At 68.2% G+C, this 16,627-nt stretch carries 17 protein-coding genes and 1 pseudogene; 9 read left to right on the top strand and 9 right to left on the bottom strand.

Going from position 1 to position 16,627, the window contains the following annotated elements; all coding sequences use genetic code 11:
* Positions 1-5: 5 nt before the first annotated feature.
* Genes N0A20_RS01080 through N0A20_RS01065 form a run of 4 tightly spaced genes read right to left on the bottom strand, consistent with a single transcriptional unit; the run spans position 6 to position 3,078 of the window.
* Positions 6-947, bottom strand: a complete 942-nt coding sequence (locus tag N0A20_RS01080; protein WP_260582196.1) for an aldo/keto reductase — start codon at positions 945-947, stop codon at positions 6-8.
* Positions 944-2,014 (bottom strand): glycerophosphodiester phosphodiesterase, encoded by a 1,071-nt coding sequence (locus N0A20_RS01075; protein WP_409574707.1) that lies wholly within the window; start codon positions 2,012-2,014, stop codon positions 944-946. The genes N0A20_RS01080 and N0A20_RS01075 overlap by 4 nt, the downstream gene beginning before the upstream one ends.
* Positions 2,011-2,358 carry an ArsC family reductase gene (locus N0A20_RS01070; protein WP_260582195.1) on the bottom strand — a complete coding sequence of 116 codons (348 nt, stop codon included), beginning with the start codon at positions 2,356-2,358 and terminating at the stop codon, positions 2,011-2,013. The genes N0A20_RS01075 and N0A20_RS01070 overlap by 4 nt, the downstream gene beginning before the upstream one ends.
* 42 nt (positions 2,359-2,400) lie before the next feature.
* A complete protein-coding gene (locus tag N0A20_RS01065; RefSeq protein ID WP_260582194.1) occupies positions 2,401-3,078 on the bottom strand; it encodes a Crp/Fnr family transcriptional regulator in 678 nt (225 codons plus the stop codon).
* 244 nt (positions 3,079-3,322) lie between these two features.
* Between N0A20_RS01065 and N0A20_RS01060 the strand changes: the two genes are divergently transcribed.
* On the top strand, positions 3,323-4,696 hold the full coding sequence (locus tag N0A20_RS01060; protein WP_260582193.1) for a class II 3-deoxy-7-phosphoheptulonate synthase: 1,374 nt from the start codon (positions 3,323-3,325) through the stop codon (positions 4,694-4,696).
* A 151-nt stretch (positions 4,697-4,847) separates the two neighbouring features.
* Here the strand turns inward: N0A20_RS01060 and N0A20_RS01055 are convergent, their stop codons facing one another.
* The 3 genes from N0A20_RS01055 to N0A20_RS01045 form a co-directional block, all read right to left on the bottom strand.
* The gene (locus tag N0A20_RS01055; RefSeq protein WP_260582192.1) at positions 4,848-6,353 is read right to left on the bottom strand and encodes a M28 family peptidase; all 1,506 of its coding nucleotides are present in this window, start codon (positions 6,351-6,353) and stop codon (positions 4,848-4,850) included.
* 191 nt (positions 6,354-6,544) lie between these two features.
* On the bottom strand, positions 6,545-6,940 hold the full coding sequence (locus tag N0A20_RS01050; protein ID WP_260583977.1) for an aldolase/citrate lyase family protein: 396 nt from the start codon (positions 6,938-6,940) through the stop codon (positions 6,545-6,547).
* Positions 6,940-7,353, bottom strand: a complete 414-nt coding sequence (locus N0A20_RS01045) for an aldolase/citrate lyase family protein (protein WP_260582191.1) — start codon at positions 7,351-7,353, stop codon at positions 6,940-6,942. Before N0A20_RS01045 ends, N0A20_RS01050 begins: the two co-directional genes overlap by 1 nt.
* A gap of 82 nt (positions 7,354-7,435) precedes the next feature.
* Here N0A20_RS01045 and N0A20_RS01040 point away from each other — a divergent pair, with 82 nt between their 5' ends.
* Together N0A20_RS01040 and N0A20_RS01035 are read left to right on the top strand one after the other, a co-directional pair.
* On the top strand, positions 7,436-8,356 hold the full coding sequence (locus N0A20_RS01040) for an SPFH domain-containing protein (RefSeq protein WP_260582190.1): 921 nt from the start codon (positions 7,436-7,438) through the stop codon (positions 8,354-8,356).
* 1 nt (position 8,357) lies between these two features.
* Positions 8,358-8,804: an NfeD family protein gene (locus tag N0A20_RS01035; RefSeq protein ID WP_260582188.1), complete on the top strand. Its 447-nt coding sequence runs from the start codon at positions 8,358-8,360 to the stop codon at positions 8,802-8,804.
* A gap of 84 nt (positions 8,805-8,888) precedes the next feature.
* Here the strand turns inward: N0A20_RS01035 and N0A20_RS01030 are convergent, their stop codons facing one another.
* Both N0A20_RS01030 and N0A20_RS01025 read right to left on the bottom strand, forming a co-directional pair.
* Positions 8,889-9,437: a GNAT family N-acetyltransferase gene (locus N0A20_RS01030; RefSeq protein WP_260582187.1), complete on the bottom strand. Its 549-nt coding sequence runs from the start codon at positions 9,435-9,437 to the stop codon at positions 8,889-8,891.
* Between the two features lie 12 nt (positions 9,438-9,449).
* The gene (locus N0A20_RS01025) at positions 9,450-10,457 is read right to left on the bottom strand and encodes a metal-dependent hydrolase (RefSeq protein WP_312846583.1); all 1,008 of its coding nucleotides are present in this window, start codon (positions 10,455-10,457) and stop codon (positions 9,450-9,452) included.
* Between the two features lie 76 nt (positions 10,458-10,533).
* Between N0A20_RS01025 and N0A20_RS01020 the strand changes: the two genes are divergently transcribed.
* The 6 genes and pseudogenes from N0A20_RS01020 to N0A20_RS00995 form a co-directional block, all read left to right on the top strand.
* The gene (locus tag N0A20_RS01020) at positions 10,534-11,121 is read left to right on the top strand and encodes a TetR/AcrR family transcriptional regulator (protein ID WP_260583976.1); all 588 of its coding nucleotides are present in this window, start codon (positions 10,534-10,536) and stop codon (positions 11,119-11,121) included.
* A 70-nt stretch (positions 11,122-11,191) separates the two neighbouring features.
* On the top strand, positions 11,192-12,235 hold the full coding sequence (gene obgE / locus N0A20_RS01015) for a GTPase ObgE (RefSeq protein ID WP_260582186.1): 1,044 nt from the start codon (positions 11,192-11,194) through the stop codon (positions 12,233-12,235).
* A 472-nt stretch (positions 12,236-12,707) separates the two neighbouring features.
* Complete coding sequence (gene proB, locus N0A20_RS01010; protein ID WP_260582185.1) at positions 12,708-13,814, top strand: glutamate 5-kinase; 1,107 nt, start codon at positions 12,708-12,710, stop codon at positions 13,812-13,814.
* A gap of 136 nt (positions 13,815-13,950) precedes the next feature.
* Positions 13,951-14,871 carry an NAD(P)H-binding protein gene (locus N0A20_RS01005; RefSeq protein ID WP_260582184.1) on the top strand — a complete coding sequence of 307 codons (921 nt, stop codon included), beginning with the start codon at positions 13,951-13,953 and terminating at the stop codon, positions 14,869-14,871.
* 396 nt (positions 14,872-15,267) lie between these two features.
* Positions 15,268-15,939 carry a S49 family peptidase gene (locus tag N0A20_RS01000; RefSeq protein WP_260582183.1) on the top strand — a complete coding sequence of 224 codons (672 nt, stop codon included), beginning with the start codon at positions 15,268-15,270 and terminating at the stop codon, positions 15,937-15,939.
* Positions 15,896-16,609: pseudogene (locus tag N0A20_RS00995) on the top strand (S49 family peptidase); the annotation flags it as partial. The gene N0A20_RS01000 and the pseudogene N0A20_RS00995, both read left to right, overlap by 44 nt.
* Positions 16,610-16,627: the final 18 nt, after the last annotated feature.

Genomic DNA, 16,627 nt, shown 5'->3' with positions numbered 1-16,627 from the left:
GCCTTCTAGGCAGCGGCCCCGGCGGCGGTCAGCGCGGCCAGCTGCTCGTCGGACAGTGCCACACTCTCGCTGCCCAGAAGCTCGTCGAGCTGTTCGACGCTCGTCGCGCTCGCGATCGGCGCGGTGACGCCGGGCTGCGCCGCGATCCAGGCGAGCGCGATCTGCGACAGGCTGGCGCCCGTTTCGGTGGCGATGCGATCCATCACCGCGAGCATCGCCGGCCCCTTGCCTTCGACATAGGGCTTCACCCGCGGCCCGCGGGCGCTCTGGCCGATGTCGCCGGCGCCGCGATATTTGCCCGACAGATAGCCCGAGGCGAGGCTGAAATAGGTCACCACGCCCAGCCCCTCGGCGATGCAGAGTTCCTGCAGCGCGCCTTCATATTGGCCGCGTTCGAGCAGGCTGAGTTCGGGCTGCATCACGGTGAAGCGCGGCAGGCCGCCGTCGTCGGCGACGCGCAGCGCCTCGGCCAGCCGATTCGCCGAATAGTTGGACGCCCCGATGGCGGAGACGATCCCCGCGTCGAGCAGTTCGGCGAAGGCGCCGAGCACTTCGTCCAGCGGTACGTCGGGATCGTCCTTGTGCGCAAAATAGAGGTCGATCCGGTCGGTGCCGAGCCGGTCGAGCGATCCCTGCACCGCGCTTCGGATCGCGTCAGGCCGCAGCCCGCCCGGCATCATGCCTACCTTCGTGGCGATCAGCACCTGTTCGCGCGCGCCGCTCGCCTTCAGCCACGCGCCCATCATCGTCTCGGACTCGCCGCCCTTGTGGCCCGGCACCCACGCCGAATAGACGTCGGCGGTGTCGATCATGCCGCCGCCGCGTTCGACGAAGCGGTCGAGCACGGCGAAGCTGGAATCGCGGTCCGCGGTCATGCCGAAGACATTGCCGCCGAGCACGAAGGGACGGATCGACAGGCCGCTCTGGCCCAGGGGTCGTTCGGTCATGGCTTGTCCTTCAACGTCGCGACGGCTTCGCGCGGATTGTCGCTGAACAGCCCGTCGATGCCGGTCTTCAGAAAGGCGTCGATCTCTGCCGCGAGGTCGCCGTGGCCGGCCGGGTTGATGCCGCCCTTGTCGCCGAGCGGCAGGAAATAATTTTCGCGGCGAAAGGTCCAGGGATGGACTTTCAGCCCCGCGGCATGCGCGTCGCGCACGAGGCTCGTCGGATCGCCGAGCGTGCCGAGCGCGCCGCGCGGGATCACCATCGCCTTGTTCGGGCCGATGCCGTCGGCATAGGCGGCGATCGCTTTCAGCCCGGCGGGCGTCGCCATCGCGGCATAGCCGGTCTTGCCGTCGTCGGCGGGCCCGCCCTCGCCGTCCATCAGCTGGATCAGCGGCAGGTCGCTCTTCGCGCGGATCGCCTTGAGGTTGCCGACCTCGAAGCTCTGGATGAACACCGGCGCGGCGCGGCCCTTATAGCCATATTCGCCGAGGATTGCGAGCAGCGGCCCCTCGTGCGGCAGGCCGATCGCGGCGAAATAGCTCGGATGCTTGGTTTCGGGATAGACCCCGACCGGTACCTCGCGCCCCTTGTTCACCAAGGCCAGCAGGTCGAGGATTTCGGCGAAAGTCGGGACCTCGAACCGGCCGTCATAGTCGGTGTTGCGCAGCTTCGGCAGGCGTTCCCTGGCGCGCAGCGTCTTGAGCTCGGCAAGCGTGAAATCCTCGGTGAACCAGCCGGCGACCTGCTGCCCGTCGATCGTCTTAATCGTCTTGCGGCCCGCAAATTCGGGGTGGTCGGCGACGTCGGTGGTCTCCGAAATCTCATTCTCGTGCCGCGCGACGAGAATGCCATCCTTCGTCAGCACCAGATCGGGCTCGATAAAATCGGCGCCAAGGTCGATCGCGAGCCGGTAGGCCTCCAGCGTATGTTCGGGCCGCTCGCCCGACGCGCCGCGATGCGCGATGACGATCGGCGGTTTGCCGTCCAGCGTCGGCTGCTGCGCCGCCATCGGATCAGCGCCGCACGCGGCGAGCAACAGCGCCGGCAGCAGGGCCCAACGCCGGATCATGCAAAGCGCGTCTGCCATTCGGCGGCCGAAAAGCCGACGCTGACCCCGTCCGCCGCCTCGACGACCGGCCGCTTGATCATCGCGGGCTGGTCGAGCATCAGCGCCTTCGCCTTGCCCGCGTCCAGATCCGCCTTGTCGGCGTCGGGCAGGCTGCGAAAGGTCGTGCCCGCCTTGTTCAGCAATTTCTCCCAACCGACCGCATCGATCCAGCTTTGCAGCTTGGCGAGGTCGAGCCCATCCTTGCGAAAATCGTGGAAAGCATAGGCGATGCCCGCCGCAGCAAGCCAGGTCCGCGCCTTCTTCACCGTGTCGCAATTGGGAATTCCGTAGAGAGTCAGTGTCATATATCCACGCTAGAACCTGCCGATGACAATGTTGCGGCAATCCTAGGCGATGGGTGGCATCTCGGCAATGCGGGCGTTGGCGCTCGCCAACTTGCCGCGCAGCGCGCGGGCGAAGCCTTCGTGCAGCGCCGCGGCGATGCTGGGGTTGGCGGCGAGATAGCTGCGCAGCGCCGCCGCGGGGATGAACCACAACCGCGCATTGCTGGCGAGCAGCACCGTCCCCGTTGCGTGCGTGCCGTCGAGGACCGTCGCCTCGCCGATCAATGCGCCGCCCGTCACCGTGCCGACATCGACGCCGTCGCGCCGGATCGTCGCCACCCCGTCGGCAAGGTAGAACAGGCTGGGCGCCGCCTGATTCTCGCGGATCAGCACTTCGCCGCGCCGTGCCGAAATCCAATGCCCCTGGTCGATCAGGCGGCGCGTCGCGCCGGGGCCGAGGCTTGCGAAATGCAGCCGCCGCAATTCCTGTTCCTCGGGCGAGAAACTGACCTTCGCATCGCCGAACCACGCCCGCGCGGCCTGCCCCAGGTTGACCAGCAGGATCAGCACCGTCAGCAACAGATAGCCCGGCGCGGAAGCGTGGAACAGCATGATCGGCAGGGCGACCAGCGCGGCGGCCGCCAGCCCGATCCGGACATGCGCCAGGGTCAACGCGAAGCTGGTCGCCAGCACCAGCAGCAGCGCAGCATAACCGAACCAGGCGGGATCGAAATTCGCCATAGCCACCGTTTCGCTTGATCTGAGCCCCTTAACCTGGGTCACTAGGTATATAAGGTTACGGATTACCGAACGGGCGCCCGCGCACCCCCATGCGCATGTCCAAAAACCATAGCAAACTATCAGTTTTTGACAGCAAAGAAAAGCATAGGTGCGCAAAAGCGCCGTCGATGCTAATTTCCTTACCCTTGCCTCTTCGGCCCGTTCGCGCCATGGCGGCGCGCGATTCGGATTTTGGATTTTGATTATGACACAGCCATGGCAACCGCACAGCTGGCGCTCGCACGAAGCGCGCCAGCTTCCGACCTATTCCGACGACGCCGCGCTCGTCGCGGCGGAAAAGGAACTCGCCGGTTATCCGCCGCTGGTCTTTGCGGGCGAAGCGCGCGATCTGACGAACGACCTCGCCCGCGTGGCCGAGGGCAAGGCTTTCCTGCTCCAGGGCGGCGACTGCGCCGAAAGCTTCGCCGAGTTCCATCCCAACAACATCCGCGACACCTTCCGCGTCCTGCTCCAGATGGCGGTCGTGCTGACCTTCGCCTCGAAGATGCCGGTGGTGAAGCTCGGCCGCATGGCGGGCCAGTTCGCCAAGCCGCGCTCGGCCGACATGGAAGAGGTGAACGGCGTCGAGCTGCCGAGCTATCGCGGCGACATCATCAACGACATCGCCTTCGAGGCCGCGGGCCGCGCGCCCGACCCGGCACGCATGGTCAAGGCATACAACCAGTCGGCGGCGACGCTGAACCTGCTGCGCGCCTTCGCCGGCGGCGGCTATGCCAATCTGCACCAGGTCAACGCCTGGACGCACGACTTCATGGACCGCAGCCCTTGGGCCAAGAAATATCAGGAAACCGTCGGCCGCATTTCGGAGGCGCTGGCCTTCATGCAAGCGTGCGGCGTCACGCCCGAAACCGTGCCGCAGATCAAGGGCACCAGCTTCTACACCAGCCACGAGGCGCTGCTGCTTCCCTATGAGCAGGCGCTGACACGGCAGGACAGCCTGACCGGCGGCTGGTACGGCCTGTCGGGCCATTTCCTGTGGATCGGCGACCGCACGCGCTTCGAAGGATCGGCGCATGTCGAATATCTGCGCGGCGTGGGCAATCCGATCGGCATGAAGTGCGGGCCCAGCCTCGAGCCCGACGCGCTGCTGCGTCTGCTCGACACGCTCAACCCGAACCGCGTGCCCGGCCGCATGACGCTGATCACCCGCTACGGCCACGACAAGATCGAGGCACATCTGCCCCGGCTGGTGCGCGCAGTGAAGGAATCGGGCCATCCGGTCGTCTGGTCGTGCGACCCGATGCACGGCAATGTCATCAAGACCGCGACCGGATACAAGACGCGCCCGTTCGAGCGCATCCTCGCCGAAGTGCGCGGCTTCTTCGCCGTCCACCGCGCCGAGGGTACGCATGGCGGCGGCATCCATATCGAGATGACCGGCCAGAATGTCACCGAATGCACCGGCGGCGCGATGGACGTGACGCAGATGGATCTGGCCGACCGCTATCACACCCATTGCGACCCGCGCCTCAACGCGGGGCAATCGCTCGAGCTTGCGTTCCTGCTGGCGGAAATGCTCAATCAGGAAATGGCCGAGCGGGCGAAGCAGGCGGCCTGATGACCCGTCGCCCCCGCGAAGGCGGGGCCGCAGGCAGCCTTGCGCAACAACCCGATTCCCCGAGCGAAGACGAGGGGTTTGTTCGAGCGTAGCGAGAACCGCAGCGTGGCAGCCTCGTCTTCGCTCGGGGAATCGGATTTTTATCCGACGGCTATTGGCCGTCCCCCGGCCACGCCTGCGTATCGGCAAACACCCGCCCCAGCGCGACATGCAGGTCGGCATCCTCCGCCGCGCCGCCGAGCGGCACGGAATCGCTGAAATTGTCCGCCGCGCGGTGATAGTCGCTTTCGAGGAATTTCTCGAGCAAGGGCATGTCCGAAAAGCTGCCCCCGACCATCAGCGACACCACGCCCTTCGCGCCGAGCGCCCAGCCGTCCTGCCGCTGGACGAAGGCGTCGGCCTCGCCGTCCTCGTCGAGCTTGCGGCCGAGGTCGGTCGCGACCTTGCGCACCACCGCGTCATAGGCGGGATGCCCGCGCCCGATCGTCGCGACCGGCGTGCCGCGCGGCGAGATGGCGATGGTGTCGATGTTCAGCGCGACGGTGATGTCGCCGAGCGGCACCACCGGATGATCGGCGAAATAATAAGCGCCGAGCAGCCCCTTTTCCTCGGCGGTCGTCGCCATGAAATAAATGTCGCGGTCGGGGCGCGGGCCGCTGGCGAGGCGTTTGGCGACCTCGGTCAGCACCGCGATGCCGCTGGCATTGTCGACCGCGCCGTTGCAGATGCGGTCGGCCTCGCCCTCGTCGCCGCAGATGCCCAGATGGTCCCAATGCCCCAGGAACAGCACCGCCTTGCCGTCGGGCTTCGCGCCGGACAGCTTGGCGATGACATTGTGGCTGGCATAGGGCCGCACATCGGTTTCGGCGCTGAGGTTGGCGGTGACCGCCAGGTCGGTGCCGCGATAGTCGGGCGACCTCGCCGCTTCCAGCGCCGCGACCGCGGGTTTGCCCACCTTGGTCAGCAGCGCCTGCAGCGCGGGCGCCGCGATGAAGCCGGTCGCGGGCGCACCGGGCCTGGCGCCCGCCAGCTTCGTGCTCTGCGATCCGAACGAGCCCTGCACCGCCGCCCAGGGCAGCGCGTCGCTCGCGACGACGAGCACCGCGGTCGCGCCGGCATCGGCCAGCATCTGGCGCCGGTCGCGATAGCGCGGCATCTTTTCGCCGAACGGCACCGCGCCGGACAGCAGGATCGCGACCTTGCCCTTCACATCGGCGGCGACCTTGCCCGACGCGTCGACGCCGTAACCGACGAAGATCACCGGCACATCGGCGAGCGCCAGCGACGCGTCGCGCCCGGTCAGGACGATGCTGTCGCCGCGCAGCGGAAAGGCGCGGCCGCGCACCTTGAACTGGACGCTGCCCGACACCGCGGCGCTTTCGATCAGCGGTACGGGCTGGAGCCAGGGAGTATCGCTGCCCGGCACGGGCTGGAGCCCCATCTTGGCCCATTCACCGACGATATAGGCGATGGTACGGTTCTCGCCTTCGGTCCCCGGCGCGCGGCCTTCGAAGGCATCGCTCGCCAGCACGCGCATATGCGCGGCGAGGTCGGCTTCGGTGACCGGAGCATCGGCGGGCTTGGCCTGAACGGCGGAAGCGGAGGAGGCGACCAGGGCGACGGCCGCGACGACGGCCCGAAACGTCATTTTCTGCATGGGCGCGGCGCATGGCATGTTCTTTTGAGCCCGACAAGGCTCGTTCGTCGAACGACGAACGGCCTCCGGCCTCCCCTCCCGCAAGCGGGAGGGGCAGCGAGACTTGGGCGCTTGCGCCCTAGTCGCAGCGGGGTGGGCCATTGAGACGTCGCTGCCCACCCCCAACCCCTCCCGCCTGCGGGAGGGGAGATTTACGACCGCCCCGCCCGCTCCAGCAGCGCCCGCGCCGCGGCGACATGCATATCCTCGATCATCCGCCCGTCGTGCCGCTGCGCCCCGCCGGTCGCCGCCGCGACCAGCGCCTCGGCCTCGGCGATCTCGTGCGGCGACGGCGCAAAGGCGGCGTTGCACGGATCGACCTGCGACGGATGGATCAGCGTCTTGCCGTCGAAGCCGAGCCGCCGTCCTTCGGCGGCCTCCGCCGCGAAGCCCGCGGCATCGTCGATCGCGTTATAGACCCCATCGAAGGCCCAGACGCCGCCCGCGCGCGCCGCGAGCACGATCGCCTGGATCGCATGGCTCATCGCGCCGCGGTCCATGCCGCCGGGCAGCTTCAGCTCGTGCGCGAGGTCGTTGAGCCCCGCGATCAGCCCCGCGACCGATGCATCGGCGGCGATGTCGCGCGCGGCGTAAATGGCGGCTCGGCGTCTCGATCATCGCGAAGACCGGCAGGCCGAGCCCCCGCGCCGGCTCGATGTCGGCGACCGCATCGACCTTGGGCAGCACGACGGCGTCGACCGGCAGGCCGGCTGACCGCATGGATGTCGGCGGCCTGATGCGGGCTGCCCGTCCCGTTGATCCGCACCGCGACGCGCTTGCCCGGATAACCCGCCGTCACCGCGGCGCGCATCGCCTCGCGCGCCTCGGCCTTGCGGTCGGCGGGCACCGCATCCTCCAGGTCGACGATCAGCATGTCGGCGGCGAGGCCCCGCGCCTTCTCCAGCGCGCGGGCGTTCGAACCGGGAACATAGAGGAGCGAGCGCGGCGCAAAGGTCGTCATGCGCTTTTCTGTGGCGCAGCCGCCGCATTGCCGCAATAAGAGAAGCCGGATAGCGACGGAAATTTTGCAGAGGGGATGACGCATGGGTTACGTTGCAATTGCCGCGGTCGTATTGGCGCTGGTGTTCGTCCTCTGGGCGCTCACCCCGGTCCGGCAGGGCTACAGCTATACGATCGAACGCTTCGGCCGCTACACCCACACCGCGCAGCCGGGGCTCAACTTCATCATGCCGATCTTCGACCGCGTCGGGCGCAAGGTGAACATGATGGAGCAGGTGCTCGATATCCCGGGCCAGGAAATCATCACCAAGGACAATGCGATGGTCGCGGTCGACGGCGTCGTCTTCTTCCAGGTGCTCGACGCCGCCAAGGCGGCCTATGAGGTCAGCGACCTCTATCTCGCGATCATGAACCTGACGACGACCAACCTGCGCACCGTGATGGGCTCGATGGACCTCGACGAGACGCTGTCGAAACGCGACGAGATCAACACCCGCCTGCTGCACGTCGTCGACGATGCGACCACCCCCTGGGGCGTCAAGATCACCCGCGTCGAGATCAAGGACATCCGCCCGCCCGCCGACATTTCGAACGCGATGGCGCGGCAGATGAAGGCCGAGCGCGAAAAGCGCGCCAACATCCTCGAGGCCGAAGGCATGCGGGCGTCGGAAATCCTGCGCGCCGAGGGCGAGAAACAGGGTCAGATCCTGCAGGCCGAGGGCCGCCGCGAAGCCGCCTTCCGCGACGCCGAGGCGCGCGAACGCGAAGCCGAGGCCGAAGCCAAGGCGACCCAGATGGTGTCCGACGCGATCGCCGGCGGCAATGCGCAGGCGATCAACTATTTCATCGCGCAGAAATATGTCGAGGCGGTGAGCCAGTTCGCGACCAGCCCCAATGCCAAGACGATCCTCTTCCCGGTCGAGGCGACGCAGCTGATCGGCACGCTCGGCGGCATCGGCGAACTCGCCAAGGACGCGCTGGCGAACCGCGACGGAGGCCGCTGACATGCCCGACTGGCTGACGAACCTGGAACCGCACTGGGCGTGGCTGTCGCTCGGCGTGCTGCTCGCCGCGGCCGAGATCGTCGCGCCCGGATTCTTCCTCGTCTGGATCGGCGCCGCGGCGATCGCCACGGGCCTTATCGCCTGGCTGCTGCCGGTCGGCATTCCGCTGCAGCTCGCCATTTTCGCGGTGCTGTCGTTCGTCGCGCTCTACAGCACGCGGCGCTGGCTGAAGGCGAACCCGATCACCACCACCGACCCGCTGCTCAACCAGCGCGGCGGCCGGCTGGTCGGCGAGGTGCTGACGCTGACCCAGCCGATCGAGAACGGCCGCGGCCGCGCCAAGGTCGGCGACGGCGAATGGCCGGTCCGCGGGCCCGATGCGGCCGAAGGCAGCAAGGTGCGGGTGGTGGGCGCCGACGGCAATGTGCTGGTGGTGGAGCACGCCTGACAAATAGATAGAATTTCGTCATTGCGAGGAGCCGAAGGCGACGCGGCAATCCAGAGCAGGCGTAAATCGCTCTGGATTGCTTCGCTACGCTCGCAATGACGAATGTTCCGCGCGCCGCCGCGCATAGATATTGACCACCTCGGGCAGCACATCGCTCTCGCCGATCAGTGCGAACCCCAGTTTCGCCGCGACCCGCTCCGACGCGCCGTGCCCCGGTTCGATGATGCAGCGCACCTCCGCCGCGTCGAGGTTCGCATCGGCCCACGCCAGCACCGCGGACATCGCCTCGGTCGCCAGCCCGCCACCCCAATGGTCGGCGTCGAACGCCCAGCCCGCCTCGGGCTGGCCTTCCAGCTCGGGAATCCCGCGCCCGAAATAGCTGAGCCCGCCCATGCCGATCAGCCGGTCGGTGACCTTGTCGGCGAACACCCAATAGCCATAGCCCATCACCGGCCACAGCCCGGCCGCCGACAGGAATTTGCCCCAGCTGACGTCGGGCGCGCGCGGTTCGCCGCCGATGAAGCGCGTCACGCGCTCGTCGGCCCACATCGCGATATGGTCGGCCTTGTCCGACAGGCGATGCTCGCGCAGGCGCAGGCGCGCGGTTTCGATAGTCGGGGGAGCGGTGACCATGGCGCGGGGCTATCAGCGGACGCGCCGCGCGGCAAGCCGCTGATCCCGCGAAGGCGAAGCCCCGAAAACGGGGGAGAGAGAGCCCTTTGGGGGCTCCGCCTTCGCGAGCCGGTCAGGCGGCAGCCGCCGCCAATTCCTCGTGCCGTGCTCGGCTGCCGCCGAGCTGTGCTGCGGCATCACCGCGTCGGCATAATCGCTTTCATGGAGCTTGATCAGCGCGCGGTCGTCGTGGTTCCACGGGTGGAAGCCCGGCAGGAAATAGCTGAGCCACGGCAGGAAGCTGCGGCGCAGCACGCCGGGCTTGCCCAGCAGATACCACCAGATCCGCGCCGTCACGCGCCAGCCGGTCAGCCCGTCCTGCCTCAGCAGCGCCTTCATGCCCTTCACCCGCTTCGGCCAGAAACGCGTGGTGACGAGCAGCATCATGATCGACTTGGCGCGCCAGCGCCGGAAACGGCTCCAGTCGCGGGTCGCGTGCAGCCAGGTGTCGTAGGCGACGCCCTTGTGCTCGATCTCCTCGATCGCGTGCCATTTCCACAGGGCCGCCCATTCGGGCTCGGCGCCGGCGTACATCCTGGGGTCCTTCAGCATCACCGCCGCCATCATCGCGGTATAATGTTCGAGCGCGATCGTCGCCATCAGGTTGACGATCTGCGGGCGCTGCTTGATCAGGTCGAGCACCTGGTTGACGTCGTCCTCAAGCTCCGAAAGGTCGTAGCCCGCTTCGGCGGCCTTCTTGTTGAACACGACATGCTCACGGCTGTGGATGACCTCCTGCTGGGTGAAGGCGCGGATTTCGCGGGCCAGTTTCTCGGGCACGCCGTCGCGATGCGCCTTCACCGCCTCGATGAACATCGCCTCGCCGCGGGGAAAGGTCACCGACAGCGCGGTATGGAACGCCGAGGCGATCGGGTCGCCATTCAGCCACCAACGCCCCTGCCGGTCGTCGCGGCCGAAGCGCATGTCGCGCGGCGTGATCGACAGGTCTTTCGGGGTCGGCGAGAGCGAAAGGCTGGACATATGCGTCACTCCGTCGGAAAGCGGGACTCGGCGTTCGGGGACGCCATGGGGCAATGGCTAGGAATTACTTACAGTGGTGTCAATAGTAAAGAAACGCCTGAGTCCGGAGGAAAGCCGGTCCGCCGCGCTCGACGCCGCGCGCCAGATTTTGATCGAGATGGGTCCGCAGGCGGTGACGCTGAAGGCGGTGGCGGCGCGGGTCGACCGCACCCACGCCAATCTGCTGCACCATTTCGGCAGCGCGGCGGGGCTGCAACAGGCGCTGATCGAAAATATGGCCGAGTTCGTCACCACGACGATCCGCGAGACGGTGCTGCGCCAGCGTGCGGGCGACCAGAATCCGCGCGAGGTCGTCGATCTCGCTTTCGATGCGTTCGACACCGGCGGCGCGGGCGCGCTCGCGAGCTGGATGATCCTGTCGGGCAACGAGGATGCGCTCGACCCGATCCTGAAGGCGATTCACGACCTCGTCGAGGAATTGCGCGAGGGGCACAGCGATGCCGAAGCGCCGCTCGAGGACGAAACGCTGCAGCTTACCCTGCTCGCGCTCGGCGATGCGCTGTTCGGCGCGCCGCTCACCCGCGCGCTCGGCCTGCCGCGCAGCCGCGCGCGCGAGATCGCGCTCGAATCGATGATCGCGAGCGGCATCGGCAAGCGCGGTTGAACTCTAAATCCCGTTCGTGTCGAGCGGGAATAAGGGTGCAATTTGGTCGTCATCCCCCTAAAGCGCCGCCATGCATTTCCTCGACCAGGCCAAGATCTTCATCAAATCCGGCGACGGCGGCCCCGGCGCCGTGTCGTTCCGGCGCGAGAAATATATCGAATATGGCGGCCCCGACGGCGGCAACGGCGGCAAGGGCGGCGACGTGATCTTCGAGGCGGTCGCGGGCCTCAACACCCTCATCGACTTTCGCTACACCCAGCATTTCAAGGCTAAGCGCGGCACCCCCGGCGCAGGCCGCGACCGCACCGGCGCGGGCGGCCCCGACCTCGTCATCCAGGTACCGGTCGGCACCCAGATCCTCGCCGATGACGAGGAGCGCAGCCTGCTCGCCGACCTGACCAGGGAGGGCGAACGCATCACCTTCCTGCGCGGCGGCGACGGCGGGCGCGGCAACGCATCGTACAAGACCAGCACCAACCGCGCGCCGCGCCAGCACGGACCCGGCTGGCCGGGCGAGGAAATGTGGGTGTGGCTGCGCCTGAAGCTGCTCGCCGACGCGGGGCTCGTCGGCCTGCCCAATGCCGGAAAGTCGACCTTCATCAACGCGGTGAGCAATGCGCAGGCGAAGGTCGGCGCCTACGCCTTCACGACGCTGCGCCCCCAGCTCGGCGTCGTCAGCCACAAGGGCCACGAGTTCGTCGTCGCCGACATCCCCGGCCTGATCGAGGGCGCCGCCGAGGGCGCGGGCGTCGGCGACCGCTTCCTCGGCCATATCGAACGCTGCCGCGTGCTGCTCCATCTGGTCGACGCCAACGACACGGATGTCGCGACCAGCTACTGCATCGTGCGCGACGAGCTGGAGGCCTATGGCGCCGACCTCACCGACAAGCCGGTGATCGTCGCGCTCAACAAGATCGACACGCTCGACGACGAACTGATCGCGGCGCTCTCGGCCGAACTCGCCGAGGAAAGCGGCCACCCCGTGATGGCGCTGTCGGGCGCGAGCGGTGCGGGCATCGGACCGGTGCTCGACAAATTGCTGGAGATCATCGCCGGCGACAAGGCGGGCGAAGACCCGGCGGACGATGGCGACGGCGAATGGTCGCCGGTCTGAACCCCGTTCAACGCCAGACGGGCGGCCGTCGGGTCTTGGCGGAAGTTGGAAGAAAGATGCTCTCTGTCCTTCAGGGGGAGAGGGCATGATGTCCGCTCCCCACCCCGAAGCCGCTGTTCGCAAGCGGATTTGCAATCTGTACAATCGCCAATAATTTCGCGCAGAGATCGCGGAGAGTCCGGCAGATGTTCACGCGGAGGCGCGGAGAAGCCGGTTCGGAACCGGCAGGCTCCCTTCATCCGCATGGTGCGGTCTGTTTCTCCCGTCGAACAAGAAAAGCCGCTTCGCGGCCCGCGCGATCTCCTCCGCGTCTCCGCGTCTCCGCGTGAACCCTATCCTCTGCGATCTCTGCGATCTCTGCGCGAATCTCATTCCATCCGGCGATCGCGGGGAATGTCCGCTTCCCACCCCAAAGCTGCCGCGGCGCGATCGACCGTTGGCGTCGCGCCTTCCGCACGCTATCGGCGGCGCAATGATCCTGTTTCCGCCCGCCTCCTGCCCCCGCCTGATCGTCAAGATCGGCTCGGCCTTGCTCGTCGATGCGGACGGCGCGGTGCGGCGCGACTGGCTGGCGGGGATCGCCGCCGACATCGCGGAACGGACGCGCGCGGGTCAGCAGGTCGCGGTCGTCTCTTCGGGGGCGATCGCGCTCGGCGCGCGGCGGCTCGGACTTGCCAAAGGCGGGCGCGCGAGCCTCGAGGATGCGCAGGCCGCCGCCGCAACGGGGCAGATCGCCTTGAGCCATGTGTGGGCCGAAGTGCTCGGCGCCGAAGGGCTGACGGCGGCGCAGATGCTCGTCACACTCGACGACCTCGAACATCGCCGCCGCTATCTCAACGCCGCCGCGACGCTCGACCGGCTGCTCAGCCTTGGCGTCGTGCCGATCATCAACGAGAATGACAGCGTCGCGACCGAGGAAATCCGCTTCGGCGACAACGACCGGCTCGCCGCGCGCGTCGCGCAGGCGGCGGCGGCGGGCGGCGTGATCCTGCTCAGCGACATCGACGGCCTTTACGACCGCAACCCCTCGCAGCCCGGCGCCCGGCATATCGCGCGGATCGAGCGCATCGACGCCGCCGTCGAGGCGATGGCCGACAGTGGCTCGGCATCGGGCATGGGATCGGGCGGCATGGTGTCGAAGATCGCGGCGGCGCGCATCGCCAATGCCGCGGGCGCGCATCTCGCCATCGCGTCGGGCCGCATCGACCGGCCGCTGTCGACCGAGGCGCGGCACAGCCTGTTCGTCGCCGAAAGGGGTGCGAGTGCACGCAAGGCCTGGCTCGCCGGCGGGCTGACCGCCAAGGGCCGCCTGACCATCGACGCGGGCGCGGCGAAGGCGCTGCGCGGCGGCGCCAGCCTGCTCGCCGCCGGGGTCACCGCGGCATCGGGCCGCTTCGCGCGCGGCGACATCCTCGACATCGCCGGGCCCGACGGGCGTGTGGTCGCGCGCGGTCTGTCCGAATATCCCGCCACCGACGCGGCCGCGATCCTCGGCCTCGCCCGCGACGCGCAGGAAGCCGTGCTCGGCTATGCGCCGCGCAGCGCGGTCGTGCATCGCGACCATATGGTGCTGTTGTGATCCTCCCCGAAACGGGGAGGGGGACCATGCGAAGCATGGTGGAGGGGCACGTGCAGTCGAACACAGCGTGTGGCCTCCTGTACCCCTCCACCACCCTTCGGGTGGTCCCCCTCCCCCTGCGGGGGAGGATCGTTCCATGACCATCCCGACTCTCGCGATGACCGGTGCCACCGGCTTCGTCGGTGGCGCGACCTTGCAGCTTGCCGTCGCGCAGGGCTGGCATGTCCGCGCCCTCACCCGCCGCCCGCAACCCGATCGCGAAGGCGTCACCTGGATCATGGGCGCGCTCGACCAGCCGGAAAGCCTCGCCGACATGGCGCGGGGCAGCGATGCGGTGATGCACATCGCGGGGGTGGTGAACGTCCCCACCCGCGCCGCCTTCGAGGCGGGCAACGCCACCGCCACCAGCCGCGTCGTCGAAGCCGCGCGCACCGCCGGCGTCACCCGCTTCGTCCATGTCTCCTCGCTCGCCGCGCGCGAGCCCGGCCTTTCCAACTATGGCTGGTCGAAGGCGCGCGCCGAAACCATCGTCAAGGCCAGCGGGCTCGACTGGACGATCGTGCGCCCGCCCGCGGTATTCGGTCCCGGCGATACCGAAATGCTCGACCTGTTCCGCATGGCGCGGCGCGGCGTCGCGCTGCTGCCCCCCGCCGGGCGCATGTCGGCCATCTATGTCGACGAACTCGCGCGCCTGCTCGTCGCGCTCGCCGCCGACCGCGACGCGACCATCGGTCAGGTTTACGAGCCCGACGACGGCAAGCCGCGCGGCTGGTCGCACCGCAGCTTCGCCCGCATGATCGGCCGCGCGGTCGGACGCAGCCATGTCTCGACCCTGTCGGTGCCCGCCGCGGTGCTCAAGGCCGGCGGGCGCCTCGACCGGCTGGTGCGCCGCAGCCGCGCCAAGCTGACCCCCGACCGCGCGCGCTATATCGCTCACCCGGACTGGGTCGCGACCGATGGTGCCTGCCCGCCGTCCGATCTGTGGCGTCCGGAATTGGACACGGGCGAGGCGCTGGCCGAAACGGTGCGCTGGTATCGGCGCGAGGGCTGGCTGTGATGAAGCCCCTCCCCTGAAGGGTAGGGCGGGTTGTTGTTCGCCCCCTCCCCATCCGACACCCGTCGAAGCGTGCATTGCCAACGGCGAACGTCATCCCTAGATTTGCGCCCATGACCGACAGCACCGCGACCCCGCCCAACGACCCCGCTCGGCCCCTGGGCTATTCCCGTCCGCGCTACCACTGCCCGGCGAGGACAAACCCAGGAGCACGACCAGCTTTCCGCGCAAGGTCTGGAACCTGCTCGTCGCGATCAAGGACGGGCTGGCGCTCGTCTTCCTGCTGCTTTTCTTTGTCGCGCTGTTCGGCCTGCTCGCGGGACGCCCCAATCCCTCGCTGCCGGTCAGCGAGGGCGCGCTGCTGCTGAACCTCGACGGCGTCGTCACCGAACAGCCGGCATGGAGATCGACCCGCTCGCGGCGCTGTCGGGCGGCAACGACCTCAAGGAAATCCGCGTCCGTGACGTCGTCCATGCGCTCGAAACCGCCGCCGACGACAAGCGCGTCACCTCGGTCGTGCTCGACCTCGACCGCTTCCTCGGCGGCGGCCAGGTGTCGCTCGCCGAAATCGGCACCGCGGTCGACAAGGTACGGGCGAAGAAGAAACCCGTGCTCGCCTTCGCCACCGCCTATACCACCGACAGCTACCAGATCGCCGCGCACGCCAGCGAGATCTGGGCCGACCCGGTGGGCGGCGTCGCCATCGCGGGGCCCGGCGGATCGCGCCTCTATTACAAGGGGCTGATGGACAAGCTGGGCGTCACCGCGCACATCTATCGCGTCGGGACATTCAAGAGCGCGGTCGAGCCCTATCTGCGCGCCGACCAGTCGCCCGAAGCCAAGGCCGCCGACATGGCCTATGCCGAGCGCGCTGTGGGAAAACTGGCTGACCGACGTCAAGAAGGCGCGGCCCAAGGCGAAGATCGACCCCTTCATCGCCGACACCGCCGGCGCGGTGCGCGCGGCGGGCAACGACCTGTCGAAGGCGTCGCTCGATGCCGGGCTGGTCGATACGCTGGGCAGCCGCATGGCATTCAACGCCCGCGTCGCCGAGATCAGCGGCGCCTATGACGACAAGCGCCCGTGGGAATATAATGCGATCCCGCTCGACAATTGGGTCGCCGCCAATCCGCCGAAACAACCGGGCAGCGCGATCGCCGTCGTGCCGGTGATCGGCGAGATCGTCGACGGCGAGGCGCCGAGCGGCCTCGCCGGCGGCACGACGGTCGCGCAGCACATCCTCGATGCTGCCGCCGACGACGATATCAAGGCGATCGTGCTGCGCGTCGACTCGCCCGGCGGGTCGGTGCTGGCGTCGGAGGAAATCCGTCAGGCGCTGCTCGCGGCCAAGGCAAAGAAGCTGCCCGTGGTGGTGTCGATGGCGAACGTCGCCGCGTCGGGCGGCTACTGGATTTCGACCCCCGCCGACCGCATCTTCGCCGAGCCGGAGACGATCACCGGCTCGATCGGCGTCTTCGGCATCTTGCCGAGCTTCGAACAGACGCTGGCCAAGGCCGGCATCACCACCGACGGCATCGCGACGACGCCGCTGTCGGGCCAGCCCGACATTCTCGGCGGCGTGAACGACGAATTCAACACGCTGGCGCAGGCCAGCGTCGAGGACATCTACACCCGCTTCACCGGCATGGTCGCCAAGAGCCGCAAGCAGCCGCTCGCCAAGGTGCAGGAAATCGCCGAGGGCCGCGTCTGGGCCGGCGGCACGGCGCGCCAGCTCGGACTGGTCGACCAGTTCGGCGGC

This window comes from Sphingopyxis sp. PET50 (genome assembly GCF_025244705.1).
Classification (GTDB): Bacteria; Pseudomonadota; Alphaproteobacteria; order Sphingomonadales; family Sphingomonadaceae; genus Sphingopyxis.
The sequence above is the reverse complement of the archived record's forward strand: the minus strand, read 5'-3'. Positions and strand labels throughout refer to the sequence as shown.

Coding starts and splice junctions, on each gene's coding strand:
- N0A20_RS01060 (WP_260582193.1), top strand. CDS start 3,323: ATGACACAGCCATGGCAACCGCACAGCTGGCGCTCGCACGAAGCGCGC.
- N0A20_RS01035 (WP_260582188.1), top strand. CDS start 8,358: ATGCCCGACTGGCTGACGAACCTGGAACCGCACTGGGCGTGGCTGTCG.
- N0A20_RS01030 (WP_260582187.1), bottom strand. CDS start 9,437: ATGGTCACCGCTCCCCCGACTATCGAAACCGCGCGCCTGCGCCTGCGC.
- N0A20_RS01045 (WP_260582191.1), bottom strand. CDS start 7,353: ATGACGACCTTTGCGCCGCGCTCGCTCCTCTATGTTCCCGGTTCGAAC.
- N0A20_RS01000 (WP_260582183.1), top strand. CDS start 15,268: ATGGAGATCGACCCGCTCGCGGCGCTGTCGGGCGGCAACGACCTCAAG.
- obgE (WP_260582186.1), top strand. CDS start 11,192: ATGCATTTCCTCGACCAGGCCAAGATCTTCATCAAATCCGGCGACGGC.
- N0A20_RS01005 (WP_260582184.1), top strand. CDS start 13,951: ATGACCATCCCGACTCTCGCGATGACCGGTGCCACCGGCTTCGTCGGT.
- N0A20_RS01040 (WP_260582190.1), top strand. CDS start 7,436: ATGGGTTACGTTGCAATTGCCGCGGTCGTATTGGCGCTGGTGTTCGTC.
- N0A20_RS01080 (WP_260582196.1), bottom strand. CDS start 947: ATGACCGAACGACCCCTGGGCCAGAGCGGCCTGTCGATCCGTCCCTTC.
- N0A20_RS01025 (WP_312846583.1), bottom strand. CDS start 10,457: ATGTCCAGCCTTTCGCTCTCGCCGACCCCGAAAGACCTGTCGATCACG.
- proB (WP_260582185.1), top strand. CDS start 12,708: ATGATCCTGTTTCCGCCCGCCTCCTGCCCCCGCCTGATCGTCAAGATC.
- N0A20_RS01055 (WP_260582192.1), bottom strand. CDS start 6,353: ATGCAGAAAATGACGTTTCGGGCCGTCGTCGCGGCCGTCGCCCTGGTC.
- N0A20_RS01065 (WP_260582194.1), bottom strand. CDS start 3,078: ATGGCGAATTTCGATCCCGCCTGGTTCGGTTATGCTGCGCTGCTGCTG.
- N0A20_RS01070 (WP_260582195.1), bottom strand. CDS start 2,358: ATGACACTGACTCTCTACGGAATTCCCAATTGCGACACGGTGAAGAAG.
- N0A20_RS01075 (WP_409574707.1), bottom strand. CDS start 2,014: ATGATCCGGCGTTGGGCCCTGCTGCCGGCGCTGTTGCTCGCCGCGTGC.